We start from the raw sequence: 15,540 nt of genomic DNA on the forward strand, positions 1-15,540 counted from the left end.
CCGCCTAATCCGCAGCGCCGGCGGCGCCGAGCGTCTTCGCTCCGGCGCGGCCGGGCGTGCCGGCCTCCCGGACCGAAGCGGCCAGCTGCCCGCAGGCGCCGTCGATCTCTTGGCCGCGCGTATCGCGCACCGTCGTGGACACACCCGCGGCACGCAGCCGCCGTACGAACTCCGCCTCAACCGGCTTGGGACTGGCGTCCCAGCGGCTCCCCGGCGTGGGGTTCAGAGGGATCAGATTCACGTGGACGAGTTTGCCCGCGAGCAGCTTCCCGAGGAGGTCCGCACGCCAGGGCTGGTCGTTCACATCCCTGATCATCGCGTACTCGATCGAAACACGACGTTTCGTCACCCGAGCGTACTCCCAGGCCGCCTCCAAGACCTCGGCGACCTTCCAGCGGGTGTTGATGGGGACGAGCTCGTCGCGCAGCTCGTCGTCGGGGGCGTGGAGCGAGACCGCCAGCGTCACCGGCAGGCCTTCCTCCGAGAGCTTCTTGATGGTGGGCACCAGCCCGACCGTGGAAACGGTGACGTTGCGGGCCGAGAGGCCGATCCCGTCGGGCACCGGAGCCGTGATGAGGTGCAGGGCGCTCTTGAGCCGGGCCCAGTTCGCCAGCGGCTCGCCCATGCCCATGAACACGATGTTGGACAGCCGCCCCAGGCCGCGTTCGGTCGCGAGGCGGGCCGCGGCGACCACCTGGTCGACGATCTCGGCGGTGGTGAGGTTGCGGTCGAGGCCGCCCTGGCCGGTGGCGCAGAACGGGCAGGCCATGCCGCAGCCGGCCTGGGAGGAGACGCAGGCGGTCACCCGGTCGGGGTAGGCCATGATGACGCTCTCGACGAGCGCGCCGTCGTAGAGGCGCCAGACGGCCTTGACGGTGCGGCCGTCGTCGCACGAGTCGACGCGGACCGGGCTGAGGAGCCGCGGGAGCAGCGCCTCGCCGATGGCCTCGCGGGAGGCGGCCGGAAGGTCGGTCATGAGCGACGCGTCGCCGACGTGGCGGCCGAAGTACTGCTGGCGCAGTTGCTTGGCGCGGAAGGCGGGCTGCCCGATCTCGGAGAGGACGGATTGGCACCCGGCCAGGTCGAGATCGGCGAGGTGTCGCGGCGCGGCCTTGCGGGGGCGCGGTTCGGTCAACGTGAGTGCTACAGACATGTCACGACCTAGTCTCGCATGACAGGACCGGAACCCGCCAACCCTGGATCATGGAATTCACCCCGACCCTCCTTCAACGGATACACCAATCAGGACGCATCACCCGAGCAGATAGCGGAACCACACGTAAGCCACGGGCGCGACCATGAGGATCGAGTCGAGCCGGTCCATGACCCCGCCGTGTCCGGGGATGATATTGCTCATGTCCTTGATGCCGAGGTCCCGTTTCAGCAACGAGACGGACAGGTCCCCCAACGTAGCGGCCAGGGCCACGCACACGCCGAACGCCACGCCCAGCGGGAAGGGGACGCCGAAGAAGAACCAGAGCGTCACCGAGCCGCCGAGGGCGGCGGCCGCGACCGAGCCGCCCAGGCCCTCCCAGGACTTCTTGGGGCTGATGCGCGGCGTCATCGGGTGCCGGCCGATGAGGACCCCGGCGGCGTAGCCGCCGGTGTCGGAGCACACCACGGCGAACAGCGCGATGAGGACCTGCGCGGCGGCGCCGTCGATGAGGCGGGCCGAGCCGTTCTCGGAGGTCGCCAGGAGCATGATGAACCCGGCCAGGAACGGGACCTGGAGGAGCACCAGGGCGGCCGCCGACACGTCGGTGCGGTAGTCGGTGGCGCCTTCGGAGAGCCGCCACACGAACAGGGCGGCCACGCCGACGGCGGTGCCGAGCAGGAGGCCGGTGGCGCCGCCGAACCAGGCGAGGACCACGATGAGGACGCCGGCCGCCGCCAGCGGGAACACGGGGACGTTCTTGCCGCCCTTGCGCATCGCGGTGCCGGTCTCCCAGCAGGCGACGGCCACGCCGACGACGGCCACGCCGAGGAAGGCGACGGGTTCGAAGAGGAGGGAGGCCAGGACGACCGCGGCCATGCCGAGCCCGACGCCGATGGCGACGGGCAGGTTCCGGCCGGCCTTGGGCTTCCGGTCCTCGGGGCCGGGCTCGGCGGCGCCGGGCCCTCGCCCCTCCGGAGACGGTCGGGGGCGACGGCCGGTCGAACCGTCGGGGAGCGCGCTCATCAGATTTCGAGCAACTCGGACTCTTTGGAGCTCACGAGCTCGTCGACGATGCCGGTGAAGCGGCCGGTGAGGTCGTCGAGTTCCTTCTCGCCCGAGCGGCCCTCGTCCTCGGAGACCTCGCCGTCCTTGACGGCCTTGCCGATCTCGTCCTTGGCCTTGCGGCGGACGTTGCGGATGGCGATCTTGGCGTCCTCGCCCTTGGTGCGGGCCACCTTGATCATCTCGCGGCGGCGCTCCTCGGTCATCGGGGGCAGGTTCAGCCGGAGCTGGGTGCCCTCGTTGGAGGGGTTGACGCCGAGGTTCGAGTTGCGGATCGCGTCCTCGATGTCCTTCATCTGGGAGGCGTCGAAGGGCTTGACGATGACCATGCGCGGCTCGGGGATCGTGATCGAGGCGACCTGCGGCACCGGAGTGGGGGCCCCGTAGTAGTCGACGGTGATCCGGTTGAACATGGCGGAGGAGGCGCGGCCGGTGCGGATGGCGGCGAATTCCTCTTTGGCGTGCTCGATGGCCCGCTCCATCTTCTCCTCGGCTTCGAGGAGGGCGTCGTCAATCACGGCTTTCTCACATTCTCTCGCGGCCTGACAGCACTTCTGACCGTACCGTCCCGCTGTCGGTCCTCGGTGGCGTGGATGTCCTCGAGTGCGGCCTGGTCCGCGGCCGCGGGCGAGCTCAGGCGTCGGCGGCGTGGATGAGGGTGCCGAGCTGCTCGCCGACGAGGGCGCGGCGCAGGTTGCCGTCGTCGTCGGCGCCGAACACGAGCATCGGCAGGCTGTTGTCCTTGCAGAGGCTGAAGGCCGCCTGGTCGACGACCATGAGTTCGCGCTTGAGGGCCTCGTCGAAGGTGATGTCGTCGAGGCGCTGCGCGTCGGGGTCGGACTTGGGGTCGGCGGTGTAGACCGCGTCGACGCCGTTCTTGCTGACGAGGACGACCTGCGCGCCGATCTCCAGGGCGCGCTGGGCGGCGACGGTGTCGGTGGAGAAGTACGGCATGCCGGCGCCGGCGCCGAAGATGACGACGCGGCCCTTCTCGAGGTGGCGGATGGCCCGCAGCGGCAGGTAGGCCTCGGCGACCTGGGCCATGGCGATGGCGGTCTGGACGCGGGTGTCGACGCCTTCCTTCTCCAGGAAGTCCTGGAGGGCGAGGCAGTTCATGACGGTGCCGAGCATGCCCATGTAGTCGGCGCGGGCGCGGTCCATGCCGCGGCGCTGGAGTTCGGCGCCGCGGAAGAAGTTGCCGCCGCCGACGACTACCGCCACTTGGACGCCCTCGGCCACGCCGGCCGCGATCTGGCGGGCGACGCCCTGGACGACGTCGGGGTCGACGCCGACGGACCCGCCGCCGAAGGACTCCCCGGACAGTTTCAGCACGACCCGGCGGTAGTTGGCTTCACTCATGGCACTCCCCTGCTCTGACGGACCCCTTGACGGCTTGCCGCCGACCCTACTGCTCGCACCCGGCAGCGCTTGCGACACGGTGCTTTCGACGGGCATGGAACGGGGCGGCGGCCTGCGCCGCCGCCCCTTCCCTGCTTACGGCTGGAGCCAGTGTAGTCCGCGTCTGCGGACCGCTCGCTACTCCTGGCCGACTTCGAAGCGGATGAAGCCGGTGACCTCGGTGCCCGCCTCGGCGAGGACCTGCTTCACGGTCTTCTTGTTGTCGATGACCGAGTTCTGCTCGAGCAGGACGAAGTCGCGGTAGTAGGCGTTGACCTTGCCTTCCACGATCTTGTCCCAGGCGCGCTCGGGCTTGCCCTCTTCCTTGGCCTGCTCCAGGGCGACGCGCTTCTCGGCCTCGACGGTCTCCGAGGGGACCTCTTCGCGGGCGAGGAACTTCGGGCGCATCGCGGCGGCCTGCATGCCGACCTGGCGGGCGGACTCGGCGTCACCGGTGTAGGCGACGAGGACGCCGACGGCCGGCGGGAGGTCGGCGGCCTTGCGGTGCATGTAGACCGCGACGTCGCCTTCGAGCGAGCCGACGCGGCCGACGGCGAGCTTCTCGCCGAGCTTGACCGACTCCTCCTGGACGACCTCGGCGACGGACTTGCCGTCGAGCTCGGCCTTGGCGAAGGCCTCGGCGTCCGCGGGGCGGACCTCGTCGGCCAGCTCGACCAGGGTCTGGGCGAGCTCGATGAACGCGCCGTTCTTGGCGACGAAGTCGGTCTCGCACAGCAGCTCGAGCAGCGTGTTGCCGGACTGGGCGACCAGGCCCTGGGCGGTGGTGCGCTCGGCGCGCTTGCCCACGTCCTTGGCGCCCTTGATGCGAAGGGCCTCAAGGGCGGCATCGTAGTCGCCGTCCGCCTCTTCGAGGGCCTTCTTGACGTCCATCATCCCGGAGCCGGTGGCTTCCCGGAGCTTCTTGACGTCAGCCATCGTGAAGTTGGCCATTGCTCCCCTTCTTACTTCTCGTCTTCGACGGTCTTCTCGCCGGACGGCTCGACGACCTTCACGGAGTCTTCGGTGTTCTCGGCCGAGAGGAGGTCCTTCTCCCAGTCGGCGAGGGGCTCGCCCTCGCCCTTCTCGACCTGGCCGCCGGAGCGGGCCATGAGACCTTCGGCGGCGCCGTCGGCGATGACCTTGGTCAGCAGGGCGACGGAGCGGATCGCGTCGTCGTTGCCGGGGATCGGGAAGTCGACCTCGTCGGGGTCGCAGTTGGTGTCGAGGATCGCGACGACGGGGATGCCGAGCTTGCGGGCCTCGTCGACGGCGATGTGCTCCTTCTTGGTGTCCACAATCCAGATCGCGGCCGGGGTCTTCTCCATGTCGCGGAGGCCGCCGAGCGTGCGCTCGAGCTTGTCCTTCTCGCGCATGAGCTGGAGCATTTCCTTCTTGGTGCGGTTGGCCGCACCGTTGGCCTCGATGATCTCCAGTTCCTTGAGGCGCATGAGGCGCTTCTGGATGGTCTGGAAGTTGGTGAGCATGCCGCCGAGCCAGCGGTGGTTCACGAAGGGCATCCCGACGCGCTGGGCCTGCTCGGCCACCGCTTCCTGGGCCTGCTTCTTGGTGCCCACGAACAGGACCTCGCCGCCTTCGGCCACGACGTTCTTGACGAAGTCGTGGGCCTTGGCCGCGTAGTCGACCGTCTGGCGCAGGTCGATGACGTAGATGCCGTTGCGGTCGGTGAGGATGAACCGCTTCATCTTCGGGTTCCACCGACGGGTCTGGTGGCCGAAGTGCACGCCGCTCTCGAGCAGCTGCCTCATGGTGACAACCGGCACGGTTGTGTTCCTTTCGTTCCCTGGTTCATTCGCGGGAACCGCCCGAAGTCCGGGCGACCCGCGCCTGGCGCCCACCTCTGACGATCTGCAACCGGGAAATCCCGGACCTGGGAGATCGCGAGGGCCGGACCGCGCCGTCGCAGCGCGCCGTGAAGGAGCGAGCGATGGAGGTCGGGCCGCGGCGAGCGCGCGAAGTCGGTTCGGCGCACGAGGGCGCCGTACCGCTCCGATCAGTGTACTTGGAGCAGTGGGCGCACCACGAACGCGGTGGACGGCAGTGACTGAGGCAATCCGAGGCCGCGAAGGCGCAAGCCGACAGAAATACTCAAAAAGATTAATACGATCACATACGTCTACACAGGTGGAGACCACGCGAACGAAGTTATCCACAGGCGCCGAACTTTTTCTTGTCGGAACCGGGCGCCGGCGTCAGCATTGAGTCATGCGACAACTACACAACGCAATGGTCCTCGGTCTCATCACCGCATCGCTCCTGGCCGCCACGGCGATCCTCACCCCGACCCTCGCCGAAGCCGGACCTCCCGGCCCGCCGATCACCCTCCACGATGCCGCAGGCCTCGCCGCAGCGGCCGTGGCGGACCGGGCCCCCGCCGAAACCGACACAGGACCATCGGCGGCCTCCGGGTCCTGGAGGTCTCCGGTCGGCAGCCTGGACCTCCTCACCCGCTTCGACCCTCCGCCCCAACGCTGGCTGCCGGGCCATCGCGGGATCGACCTGGCCGCGAGCGCGGACCTCCCGGTCACCGCCGCGGGCGCCGGCACGGTGGTCTTCGCAGACGACCTCGCCGGGCGCGACGTGATCAGCATCGTCCATGCGAACGGCCTGCGCACCACCTACGAACCGGTCCGACCGCTGGTCGCCGCGGGCGACACCGTGACCGCAGGCCAGACCATCGGGCACCTCCGGCCCGGCCACGCCTCCTGTCCCGAGGCGCTCTGCCTCCACTTGGGCCTCAAGCGGGGCCCGCTCTACCTCGACCCGATGCTGCTCTTCGGATCGGGGAAAGTCCGCCTCCTCCCCCGTCCGGGCCATCCCGGCCGGGCGGCCGACCGCGCCGAGGCGGCGCCCTCGACGGCCGGCGACCGTCCGGCACTCCCAGCGGCGCACCTCGCTCGCGACCGCCAAGGGCCCGGCGACGCCGTGGAAGCGCCCCGAGCGGCGGTCGTCCTCGGCAACACGACCACCGGGGCCGCGACTCGCACTCAGGAGCGGCCGTGAACCGCCCGTCCGCAATCGCCTCGTCCGAACCGCGGGCGACGCCGACCGCCGGCCCACCGACAGCACCCGGGCCCGGCGTGCACCTCCGGCGGCTCAGCCCGCACCAGCTCGGCCGGCTCGGCGAGCAGCTGGCCGCCGCGCACCTCCAGCGCCACCGGATGCAGCTCCTCGCCCGCAACTGGCGACACCGCCTCGGCGAACTCGACCTCATCGCGCGGGCCGCCGACACCGTCGTCTTCTGCGAGGTCAAGACCCGCCGCTCCCGCCGCCACGGCGGCTCGCTGGGCGCGGTCGACGGCGAGAAGCTCCACCGCGTCGAACGCCTCGCCCGCGCCTGGCTGAAGGAACACTGCCGGACCGACCAACCGTGGCGGATCGACCGCCTCGCCCTCACGGTCACCGGCCCGCAGCGCCTCGAACTCGAACACCACCGGGGGAACCGCCATGGGTTACGCGCGCACCAACACCGTCTGCATGATCGGCGCGACCGCCGTCGCGGTCACGGTCGAGGCCTCGGTCTTCAAATCCTCCGCGAAGGGAGCGGACACGGTCCGCATGTCGGGGCTCCCCGACAACGTCGTCAGCCAGGCCCAGACCAGGGTGCGATCCGCAATGGCCAACTCCGCGTTGCGCTTCCCGGACAAGTCCGTGACCGTCAACTTCGCGCCGGCGTCGGTCCCGACCACCGGATCGGCCGCCGACCTCGCGCTGGCCCTGACCATCATGTGCGCCGACGACACCCTGCCGACAGAGCGGCTGGGCGACACGGTCCTGCTGGCGGAGCTCGGCCTCGACGGCGGCCTCCGACCGGTGCCGGGCACACTGCCCGCGCTCATGGAGGCTCGGAAGTGCGGTTTGCGGACGGCGATCGTCTCCCCGGAGAACGCCGACGAAGCGTCGATGGTGGAGGACCTGACCGTCTACGCGCCGCGCGATCTCGCGACGCTCGTCGCCTGGCTGTTCGGGCAGGCCCCGTTGGACCCGGTGGTGCGATCGGCGCCGCCGGATCCACCGCCGCTGCCCGACCTCGCCGACGTCCGCGGTCAGCCGATGGCCCGGCGCGCCCTGGAGATCGTCGCGGCAGGCGGGCATCACCTGCTGCTCGTCGGTCCCCCGGGCGCGGGGAAGACCATGTTGGCCGAACGGCTGCCGTCGATCCTGCCTCCGCTGTCCGACGCGGAGGCGGTGGAGGTGACTTCGCTCCATTCACTGCGGGGCCGCTTCTCCGGAGGTGCGGCGACGCTCCTCCGCCATGCGCCGTTCGAAGCCCCGCATCACTCGACGACCATGCAGGCCCTGGTGGGCGGCGGCCATGGCCACGTCGGTCCGGGCTCGCTGGCGCTGGCGCACCGAGGCGTGCTCTTCATCGACGAGGCACCCGAATGGCGCCGGACGGTGCTCGACTCGCTGCGGCAGCCGCTGGAGTGCGGCGAGGTGCGGATCCGGCGCGCGAACACCTCGATCCGCTACCCGGCCAAGGTGATTCTGGTGCTGGCGGCGAATCCGTGTCCGTGCGCGCCGAACAAGCCGCACGACTGCACCTGCACGCCGCAGGTGAAGCGGAGTTATCTGCCGCGGATTTCGCGGCCGTTGATGGACCGGATCGATCTGCGCGTGCACCTGCCCGCCGTACCGCCCTCGGCGATCTTGGCCGAGGTCGCCGAAGCCGAGCCGTCCGAGCCGGTGGCGAAACGCGTCGCCAGGGCCAGGGAGGCGGCGGCGGCCAGATGGGCCGAGGCGGGCGAGCAGTGGCAGTGCAACAGCGAGGTGCCGGGGCCGGCGCTCCGGTCCGGACGGTGGCGGCTGCCGCCGCCGGTGAGGAAGAGCGTGGACGGACTGCTGATGAAGGAACGCATCACGGCGCGGGGTTACGACCGGGTGCTGAAGCTCGCGTGGACGATCGCGGACCTGCGGGAGCACGACGTCCCGACTGCGGCAGACGTGACGGCCGCGAGCGAACTGCGCCTGGGCTACAGCCTGAGCTGAGGAGGGCGGGCCGACAGGAGGCGAGGGCCACGGCGCGACACCGACACCGACACCGACACCGACACCGACACCGACACCGACACCGACACCGACACCGACACCGACACCGACACCGACACCGACACCGACACCGACACCGACACCGACGAAGGATCCCGCCCGGCTCCGCTGGAACCAGCGGAATCCCAGGTGAGATCGACCACCGCCGGCACTACGACCGTGGGCGATGCCGCCCGAGGAGGACCCGTGACCGACCTGCCCGACGATCCCCGCCTCGCCCTCATGCTCCTGTCCTCGATGGTCGAGCCGGGCGACGCCGAACTCGACGACCTGATCGACGAGAGCGGTCCGATCGAGACCGTCAAACGTCTCTGGGAAGGCGACGTTCCCGACCGCCTCCGACGCCTCACGAGCGCGGCGGTGGCGTGCACTCACGATCCCGCCGATCGGGCGGCGCAGATCGCTTCGGCGACCGAGGCCTGCGGCGCGCGGGTCCTGATACCCGGCGATCCGGATTGGCCCGATCAGCTCCGAGACCTCCTGCTCGTCTGCGACGCCGACGAACCGCATGTGCGGCCGCCGCGTTGCCTGTGGGTCCGAGGCCGTCAGCGCCTGTCGCGACTGTGCCGCCGCTCGGTCGCCATCGTGGGTTCCCGTGCGGCGAGCGAGTACGGCCAGCATCTTGCCGACGATCTCGCGGCCGATCTGACCGAAGCGGGCTGGACCATCGTGTCCGGCGGCGCCTTCGGCATCGACCGGGCCGCGCATCTGGGCGCGCTGGCGCGAGGCGGCGCAACGGTCTCGGTCCTGGCGTGCGGCGTCGAGGAGCCCTATCCGAAGGGGAACCGCTCGATGTTCGATCTCATCGTCGAGAAGGGCCTCCTCGTGAGCGAATGGCCGCCGGGTTCCACCGTCATGAAGCATCGCTTCCTCACGAGGAATCGCGTCATCGCCGCGTTGACGGCCGGCACGGTGGTCATCGAGGCCGCCTGCCGCTCCGGAGCCCGCAACACCGCCCGCCATGCGGCCGAGCTGGGCCGGGTCCTCATGTTCACGCCGGGACCGGTCACCTCTTCGATGTCGGTGGGCGTCCATCAGCTGGCAAGGGAGCCGTGGGAAGCCCGGTTGGTGACCCGGGCCGAGGAGGTCATCGAGGATCTCACCGGCATCGGCGGTCCGCTCGCGACCCCGCCGCCGCCCCATCGCCGACCCTTCGATCGCTTGACGGAAGTCGAAGCCCGCCTGGTCGAAGCGCTGCCGAGGGGCTACGTGGTCGAGACCGACCGCCTGGCGGCAGCGGCCGGCGTCCCGGCGGCGACCGCCGCGGAGACGCTCGAACGCCTCCGAAGCATCGGCTGGGTCGACCGCATCGACGACCGCTGGCGACTGGCGAGAGGAGGCCGATGCTGACCGGATCCCGAGCCCGCCGCCTTCGGGAGCGGCGTGCTGGGTCCGGCGGATCGCGGTGGCCGGGAGCGTCGGTCTCGGTCGATAGGTTGGCGGCATGAACCGCGAACTCAGGCTCGAGCCCGTCACGCCGGACAACGTCGAGCAGGCCTTGGAGATCAAGGTCGCTCCCGAGCAAGCAGCGTTCGTGGCCCCGGTCGCGCATTCGCTGGCCGAGGCGTACGCCTCCTACAAGACGGCGTGGCCGCGCTTGGTGTACGCCGGCGACCGGCCGGTCGCCTTCGTGATGGGGGGCTTCGATCCGGATGCCGAAATCGAGTGCTTTCGCTGCGGCATCTGGCGGCTCAACGTCGATGCCGGAAGCCAAGGGCTCGGCTACGGCCGCCTCGCCGTCGAGTCCGTGTTGGAGGAGGCGCGGCGGCGCGGATCGACCCGGGCGACCGTGCTGTGGAAGCCCGGCGCGAACGGTCCCGAGGGCTTCTACCGCCGAATGGGGTTCGAACCGACCGGGCAGGAGTTCGCCGGTCAGATCGTCGGAGCGATCGCGCTCGGCTGATGGATTCCCCCGAACCGAGGCTCGGGGCGCGATCGGGCGCGAGCGGTCGCGCCGAAACGTCCCGGTTCAGCAGGCCGCCGGGTTGAGGCCGGTCGGGTAGTCGACGGTGACCATGCGGGGGTGTTCGAGTTCGCCCCGCGGGGCCCAGCATTCGTAGACGCCGCGTTCCACGCAAGTCGCGTCGGTGGCCATGATCGCCTCGATGTCCGGCTGGCACAGGCGCACCCGCACCCAGTCCTCGTTCCGGCCCAGCGCGAGCACGTCCATGTCCCGCCAGCGCGCCCGCGTGTAGAAGCGCTGCGGGCGGGTCACCGGACTGCGGCTGGTGGCGCCGCGGGCGTAGACGCTGAACCCGTGGCCCGGGTCGGCCGTCACCGGGACGCGTTCGCCTTCGTGGTCCCCTATCAGTCCTGCGTGGACGGAGGGGTTCGTCCGGAACAGCGCCCGTCCGGTCTCCAGGCCGGGGATGCGGTTCACGAGGTCGCGGTGCCGGGCCCCGGCCATGCGGTTCCACACGTTCGTCTGCGGTTGGTACTGGAACAGCGCGATCTCCGCGCCGTCCGGTGTGTACGCGAGGATCTCGGCGCGGGCGGTCAGCGGCAGGTCGGCGAAGTCCGCGGTCACGAATTCGGGGATGAGGTGCGTGCCGCTGGGCAGGAACCCGGTCCCCAGGATCATGGACCCGCGCCGCTCGCGTCCGGGGATGCCGACGAGGCCGGGGAAGTTGGCGGCCTCGGTGCTGGTGTAGTCGCAGGCGCAGATGGCCTTCCAGCGGAGCGCGAATGCGGTGTCGCGCGCGTCGTCGGGGTCGCCGGAGAGGACCACTCGGGCTTCGGGGGTGCGCAGGTGCGCGACGTCGAACTCGCGGAAGCACACGCCGCTGACCAGCGGCCCGGTGGTGAGCTGCCGGGCGACCTGGTGGCGGCTGAGCGGCTTGATCATGCGGGTGCCGGTGGTGACGAACGCGGTGGCGCGCACGGCCGAGACGAGCGCGCGCTCGGTGGGGCCGATGCGCGGGTTCTGGCTGTATTGGTGCACAGTGGTGGCGTCGGCCCCGGGCATGACCGGGACCGACAGCGGCGCGACGCCGGCCAGCAGCAGTTCCCCGCCGGTGCTGCTCACTTCGGAGGCGTGCACGTAGCGGTGGAAGCTGTTGCCGTTGGGCTGGAACCCGTCTTCGCGGGTGTCCGAGTACAGCTCGAATGCGGCGCCTCCGGCGATCGCACGCGCACGGTATCGCCTGTCATGCCAGACGATCTCGGTGGTGCCGGCCTGCGCGGCTGGTGGGGCCTGCATGACTGAGAGTGTACGGAGACGGGTGAACAATTCGGTGAACCGAAGGTGAACACACGCGGATCCGGGGGCCGGGAGCTGGGCTCACACCGTCTCGGTGACCTTTTTGAGACCTCTTGGAGCGTCGGGGTTCTCGCCGCGCTCGATTGCCAGATGAAGTGCGAGTCGTTGCAGCGGAAGGATGTCGAGGAGCGCGGCGTGGCGTTCGTCGACGGAGGGGGTGGCGAGCCGGGCGGTCTGGCCCGGAACGTCGGCGGCGCCGACGATGACCACGTCGGCGCGCTGCTTGCCCAGTTGCGTGAGGACGTTCCACATTGCATGACCGCCCGGTCCCGCGCCGACCACGGCGAGCACGGGCACGCCGGGGTCGGTCATGGCGAGGGGTCCGTGCAGCAGGTCGGCCCCGGAGAAGGCGAGGGACGGCAGGTAGGAGGTCTCCATGAGTTTGAGCGCGGTCTCGCGTGCGGTGGGGTAGGCGTAGCCGCGACCGGTGGTGACGAAGCGGGAGGCGAAGCGGTAGCGGCCGGCGAGTTCGGCGGCTTCGTCGTTGTCGAGGACGCTTCGGGCGAGCTCGGGCAGCTTGTCGAGGGCGGCGGCCTCGGCGGCGTCGAGGCGGCCGGTGCCGGTGCGGATGCCTTCGATGAGGAGCAGGAGGGTGAGCAGCTCGGCGGTGTAGGTCTTGGTGGCCGCGACCGCGCGTTCGTGGCCGGCCCGGACGTCGAGGTGCAGTTCGGCTTCGTCCGCGAGGCGCGAGTCGGGATTGTTGGTGACGGCGAGGGTGAGGGCGCCTGAAGCGCGGGCGGCGGCGATGACCTGGGCGAGGTCGGGCGAGCCGCCGGATTGGGAGACGGCGATGACGAGGGAGTCGGACCAGTCGGGCCGGGCGTCGTAGACGGTGACGACCGAGGGGCTGGCGAGGCTCGCGGGCAGGCCGAGGCGGATCTCGGTGAGGTAGGCCCCGTAGAGCGCGGCGTGGTCGGAGGTGCCCCGGGCGGTGAAGACGATGGAGCGCGGGCGCCGCTCGGCGATGATGGCGGCGATCCGGGTGATCTCGGTCGCGCCGCGGTCGAGGACGCCGGCGAACACGTCGGGCTGCTCGGCGATGTCGGCGGCCATGCCGGCGCCGGGCCGCTCGTCCACGGCGTCCGCGGCGGGGCCGGTGGGGGCTGCGCTGATGCCGTCGGTGGCGCCGACCTGGGGTTGGTTCACTTGACGCTCCTTGTCACACGGGGACCACAAAATATTAAACAAACCTTTATAAAGAAGCGTAGTCGACCCCGACCACGCCCGTCCACCGCCGTCGGCCCTTCTCGCTTCGCCCTCGTCGGCCCTTCAACCCTGCCCCGAGTTGCCGCGCACGTCAATGCTCTGTGCGCCTGCCCTCCGGACACTCGCGCAGGTGCCGGTAAGGTTGACCCCTGAATTCCCGACCACCGAGGAGGAGCCATGGCGAAAGCTGCCCGCAAGCGCAAGTCGCGTAAGAAGAAGGCCGCGAACCACGGGAAGCGGCCGAACAGCTAGTGGCGTGGCGGGGCAGGCGGCCCAGGTCGCGACTGCCCCGCGATCGCACTGGACTCACCGGCCGAGAACGAGATTGCGCACATGACCGAAGCGCCGCGCGAAGCGCGCGAGCAGCAGCCGAGCACCCGCGAGCGGATCCAGCAGACCGCGATCGCCCTCTTCAGCGAGCACGGCTACGAACGCACCTCGCTGCGGGAGATCGCCGAACAGCTCGGCGTCACCAAGGCCGCGCTGTACTACCACTTCAAGACGAAGGAAGACATCGCGGCGAGTTTCTTCGACTCCTACGCCGAGGACGTCGACCGCATCTGCGAGTGGGGCGACTCGCGGCCCCGCGACCTTGAGACCCGCACCGAGCTGCTGCGCCGCTACGCGGACGTCATCCGCTCGCACGTGCCGGTGCTCAGGTTCATGCAGTACAACCAGGCCGCGCTGACGCACCTGGACCGCATGTCGGTCTTCCGCATGCGCATCCGCAGGCTCCACGCGCTCCTGACCGAGCCGACCGATCCGCTCATCCACCGCCTGCGGGCGTGGGACGCGCTGACGACGCTCTACAGCAACTGGATCACCTATCCGCGCGGGGACGACTCCGAGGAGGACCTGCGCGAGGCGTCGCTGCAGATCTCCATCGGCATGATCGAATCCAACCACGCCGAGAAGTCGACTTCCTGAAGACGGCCGCGCAGCGCGGCCCGATGCAGCATGGAACAGGGTCGGGCCCGGCTGCCGGCGGGCCCGATCGGCGTGTTCAGCGCTCGCGTTCGGCGGTTTCGCTGAAGAGGTCGCTGACCTGCTCGATCGCGCTGAGCTTCCGGCGCAGGCGCTCCTTGACCTCGTCGGGCGCCTTCTCCTGGCTGCAGCAGCGGTGCACGATGGTGCGCACCTCCTGCTCGATGCCGTACTCGGAGAGGCACGGCGAGCACTCGTCGAGGTGGTCGCGGATGACTTCGCGGCGGACGTCGGAGCACTCGGCGTCGAGGTAGAGGTAGACCTCTTCGAGCACTTCGCGACAGTCGAGCTGGGGCTTCTCCGGCGGCTCGGTGGCGCTCACTGCTGGACCTCCCGTGCGGGCGACATGCCGCGGTCGGCGGCGTACGAGCTCAACAGCTGGCGCAGCTGGCGCCGGCCCCGGTGCAGGCGGGACATGACGGTGCCGATGGGCGTGCCCATGATGTCGGCGATCTCCTTGTAGGAGAAGCCTTCGACGTCGGCGAGGTAGACCGTCAGGCGGAAGTCCTCGCCCAGACGCTGGAGGGCGTCCTTGACGTCGGAGTCCGGCAGGCGGTCGAGCGCCTCGGTCTCGGCCGAGCGCAGCCCCGTGGCGGAGTGCGACTCGGCGTCCGCGAGCTGCCAGTCGGTGATCTCGTCGGTCGGCGAGGTCAGCGGCTGGCGCTTCTTCTTGCGGTAGGAGTTGATGTACGTGTTGGTGAGGATCCGGTACAGCCACGCCTTGAGGTTGGTGCCCTCGCGGAACTGGTGGAACTTCGAATAGGCCTTGAGGAACGTCTCCTGGACCAGGTCCTCGGCGTCCGCGGGGTTGCGCGTCATGCGCAGCGCGGCGCCGTAGAGCTGGTCGATCAGGGGCATGGCGTCGCGCTCGAACCGCGCTCGCCGCTCCTGGGTGCTCTCGCTGCCTGCCTCGGTCACCGTCTCCCTCTCGTCGCCCGAACCCGAGCCTACGGCAGCGGCGTCGGAGGGGAGGGAGGAAATACCGGCGGCCGTGACGCCGCCGACCAAGGGATCGCCGCTCAGGGACGGGGACCATTCGGGACCGCTCAACAGAGCGGCCAGGCGCTCGTCCTCGCGTCCGCGGACGGTGGTGGTCATGCGATGGGCTCCTTCTGTGCAGACTTCGCGGCCCGTGAGGCCCTCCGCCGCAGTTCACCGGGCGTGTGGCCGGTTCGCCGAGGTGCGGGACCCGCATCTCACAACGTCGATCGGCAGGGGTTCATTCCGCCGTCGGCGAAACGGCCCGAGTCGTCTCCGACACACGGCGTGAGAACCCGGTCGAGAGCGGGGCGAACCCGATGCACGGAGCCGCAAATCACCATTAAAAGTGTCCTAACGGTCTGAAATAGTCGCTTACGGTGCGAGTGGTCGTTATGGTGAGAGGGCCCGGAAGGGTCTTACACGCGTC

At 70.2% G+C, this 15,540-nt stretch carries 17 protein-coding genes and 1 pseudogene; 7 read left to right on the forward strand and 11 right to left on the reverse strand.

All coding sequences use genetic code 11. The annotated features are described in order from the left end of the window. Positions 1–4 precede the first annotated feature (4 nt). The 6 genes from rlmN to rpsB form a co-directional block, all read right to left on the reverse strand. Positions 5–1,153, reverse strand: a complete 1,149-nt coding sequence (gene rlmN / locus K3N28_RS03825) for a 23S rRNA (adenine(2503)-C(2))-methyltransferase RlmN (protein ID WP_228091146.1) — start codon at positions 1,151–1,153, stop codon at positions 5–7. 99 nt (positions 1,154–1,252) lie between these two features. Next, a complete protein-coding gene (locus tag K3N28_RS03830; RefSeq protein WP_228091147.1) occupies positions 1,253–2,179 on the reverse strand; it encodes a phosphatidate cytidylyltransferase in 927 nt (308 codons plus the stop codon). After that, on the reverse strand, positions 2,179–2,736 hold the full coding sequence (gene frr, locus K3N28_RS03835; RefSeq protein WP_228091148.1) for a ribosome recycling factor: 558 nt from the start codon (positions 2,734–2,736) through the stop codon (positions 2,179–2,181). The genes K3N28_RS03830 and frr overlap by 1 nt, the downstream gene beginning before the upstream one ends. 115 nt (positions 2,737–2,851) lie before the next feature. Next, on the reverse strand, positions 2,852–3,577 hold the full coding sequence (gene pyrH, locus K3N28_RS03840) for a UMP kinase (protein WP_228091149.1): 726 nt from the start codon (positions 3,575–3,577) through the stop codon (positions 2,852–2,854). A gap of 177 nt (positions 3,578–3,754) precedes the next feature. Continuing rightward, the gene (gene tsf, locus K3N28_RS03845) at positions 3,755–4,567 is read right to left on the reverse strand and encodes a translation elongation factor Ts (protein ID WP_228091150.1); all 813 of its coding nucleotides are present in this window, start codon (positions 4,565–4,567) and stop codon (positions 3,755–3,757) included. A gap of 11 nt (positions 4,568–4,578) precedes the next feature. Further along, positions 4,579–5,382 carry a 30S ribosomal protein S2 gene (gene rpsB / locus K3N28_RS03850; RefSeq protein WP_374209692.1) on the reverse strand — a complete coding sequence of 268 codons (804 nt, stop codon included), beginning with the start codon at positions 5,380–5,382 and terminating at the stop codon, positions 4,579–4,581. Positions 5,383–5,839: 457 nt separating this feature from the next. Here rpsB and K3N28_RS03855 point away from each other — a divergent pair, with 457 nt between their 5' ends. The 3 genes and pseudogenes from K3N28_RS03855 to K3N28_RS03865 all read left to right on the forward strand — a co-directional run bounded on the left by K3N28_RS03855 (position 5,840) and on the right by K3N28_RS03865 (position 8,623). Continuing rightward, entirely contained in the window at positions 5,840–6,637 is a 798-nt protein-coding gene (locus tag K3N28_RS03855; RefSeq protein ID WP_228091152.1) for a murein hydrolase activator EnvC, read from the forward strand. A 158-nt stretch (positions 6,638–6,795) separates the two neighbouring features. After that, positions 6,796–7,014, forward strand: a pseudogene (locus tag K3N28_RS23460) (YraN family protein); the annotation flags it as partial. Positions 7,015–7,111: 97 nt separating this feature from the next. Next, entirely contained in the window at positions 7,112–8,623 is a 1,512-nt protein-coding gene (locus tag K3N28_RS03865; RefSeq protein WP_228091387.1) for a YifB family Mg chelatase-like AAA ATPase, read from the forward strand. Here K3N28_RS03865 and K3N28_RS03870 read toward each other — a convergent pair. Next, positions 8,608–8,826 carry a hypothetical protein gene (locus tag K3N28_RS03870; protein ID WP_228091154.1) on the reverse strand — a complete coding sequence of 73 codons (219 nt, stop codon included), beginning with the start codon at positions 8,824–8,826 and terminating at the stop codon, positions 8,608–8,610. The genes K3N28_RS03865 and K3N28_RS03870 overlap by 16 nt on opposite strands. Before the next feature lie 43 nt (positions 8,827–8,869). Here K3N28_RS03870 and dprA point away from each other — a divergent pair, with 43 nt between their 5' ends. Together dprA and K3N28_RS03880 are read left to right on the forward strand one after the other, a co-directional pair. Beyond that, positions 8,870–10,033 carry a DNA-processing protein DprA gene (gene dprA / locus K3N28_RS03875; protein WP_228091155.1) on the forward strand — a complete coding sequence of 388 codons (1,164 nt, stop codon included), beginning with the start codon at positions 8,870–8,872 and terminating at the stop codon, positions 10,031–10,033. Between the two features lie 94 nt (positions 10,034–10,127). Beyond that, positions 10,128–10,586: a GNAT family N-acetyltransferase gene (locus tag K3N28_RS03880; protein ID WP_228091156.1), complete on the forward strand. Its 459-nt coding sequence runs from the start codon at positions 10,128–10,130 to the stop codon at positions 10,584–10,586. A gap of 66 nt (positions 10,587–10,652) precedes the next feature. Here the strand turns inward: K3N28_RS03880 and K3N28_RS03885 are convergent, their stop codons facing one another. Both K3N28_RS03885 and K3N28_RS03890 read right to left on the reverse strand, forming a co-directional pair. Beyond that, the gene (locus K3N28_RS03885) at positions 10,653–11,882 is read right to left on the reverse strand and encodes a hypothetical protein (RefSeq protein WP_228091157.1); all 1,230 of its coding nucleotides are present in this window, start codon (positions 11,880–11,882) and stop codon (positions 10,653–10,655) included. Between the two features lie 81 nt (positions 11,883–11,963). Continuing rightward, the gene (locus K3N28_RS03890; RefSeq protein WP_374209693.1) at positions 11,964–12,995 is read right to left on the reverse strand and encodes an SIS domain-containing protein; all 1,032 of its coding nucleotides are present in this window, start codon (positions 12,993–12,995) and stop codon (positions 11,964–11,966) included. A gap of 330 nt (positions 12,996–13,325) precedes the next feature. Between K3N28_RS03890 and K3N28_RS23465 the strand changes: the two genes are divergently transcribed. Together K3N28_RS23465 and K3N28_RS23245 are read left to right on the forward strand one after the other, a co-directional pair. Continuing rightward, entirely contained in the window at positions 13,326–13,400 is a 75-nt protein-coding gene (locus tag K3N28_RS23465; RefSeq protein WP_374209694.1) for a 50S ribosomal protein bL37, read from the forward strand. 81 nt (positions 13,401–13,481) lie between these two features. Continuing rightward, positions 13,482–14,075, forward strand: coding sequence for a TetR/AcrR family transcriptional regulator (locus K3N28_RS23245; RefSeq protein ID WP_255640253.1), 594 nt, complete (start codon positions 13,482–13,484; stop codon positions 14,073–14,075). 76 nt (positions 14,076–14,151) lie between these two features. Here K3N28_RS23245 and rsrA read toward each other — a convergent pair whose 3' ends face one another. Both rsrA and K3N28_RS03905 read right to left on the reverse strand, forming a co-directional pair. Next, on the reverse strand, positions 14,152–14,454 hold the full coding sequence (rsrA, locus tag K3N28_RS03900; RefSeq protein ID WP_228091159.1) for a mycothiol system anti-sigma-R factor: 303 nt from the start codon (positions 14,452–14,454) through the stop codon (positions 14,152–14,154). Further along, positions 14,451–15,230, reverse strand: coding sequence for a sigma-70 family RNA polymerase sigma factor (locus tag K3N28_RS03905; protein ID WP_228091160.1), 780 nt, complete (start codon positions 15,228–15,230; stop codon positions 14,451–14,453). The genes rsrA and K3N28_RS03905 overlap by 4 nt, the downstream gene beginning before the upstream one ends. Positions 15,231–15,540: the final 310 nt, after the last annotated feature.

Source organism: Glycomyces sp. TRM65418 (assembly GCF_019710475.1).
In the GTDB taxonomy this organism is placed as follows: domain Bacteria; phylum Actinomycetota; class Actinomycetes; order Mycobacteriales; family Micromonosporaceae; genus Glycomyces.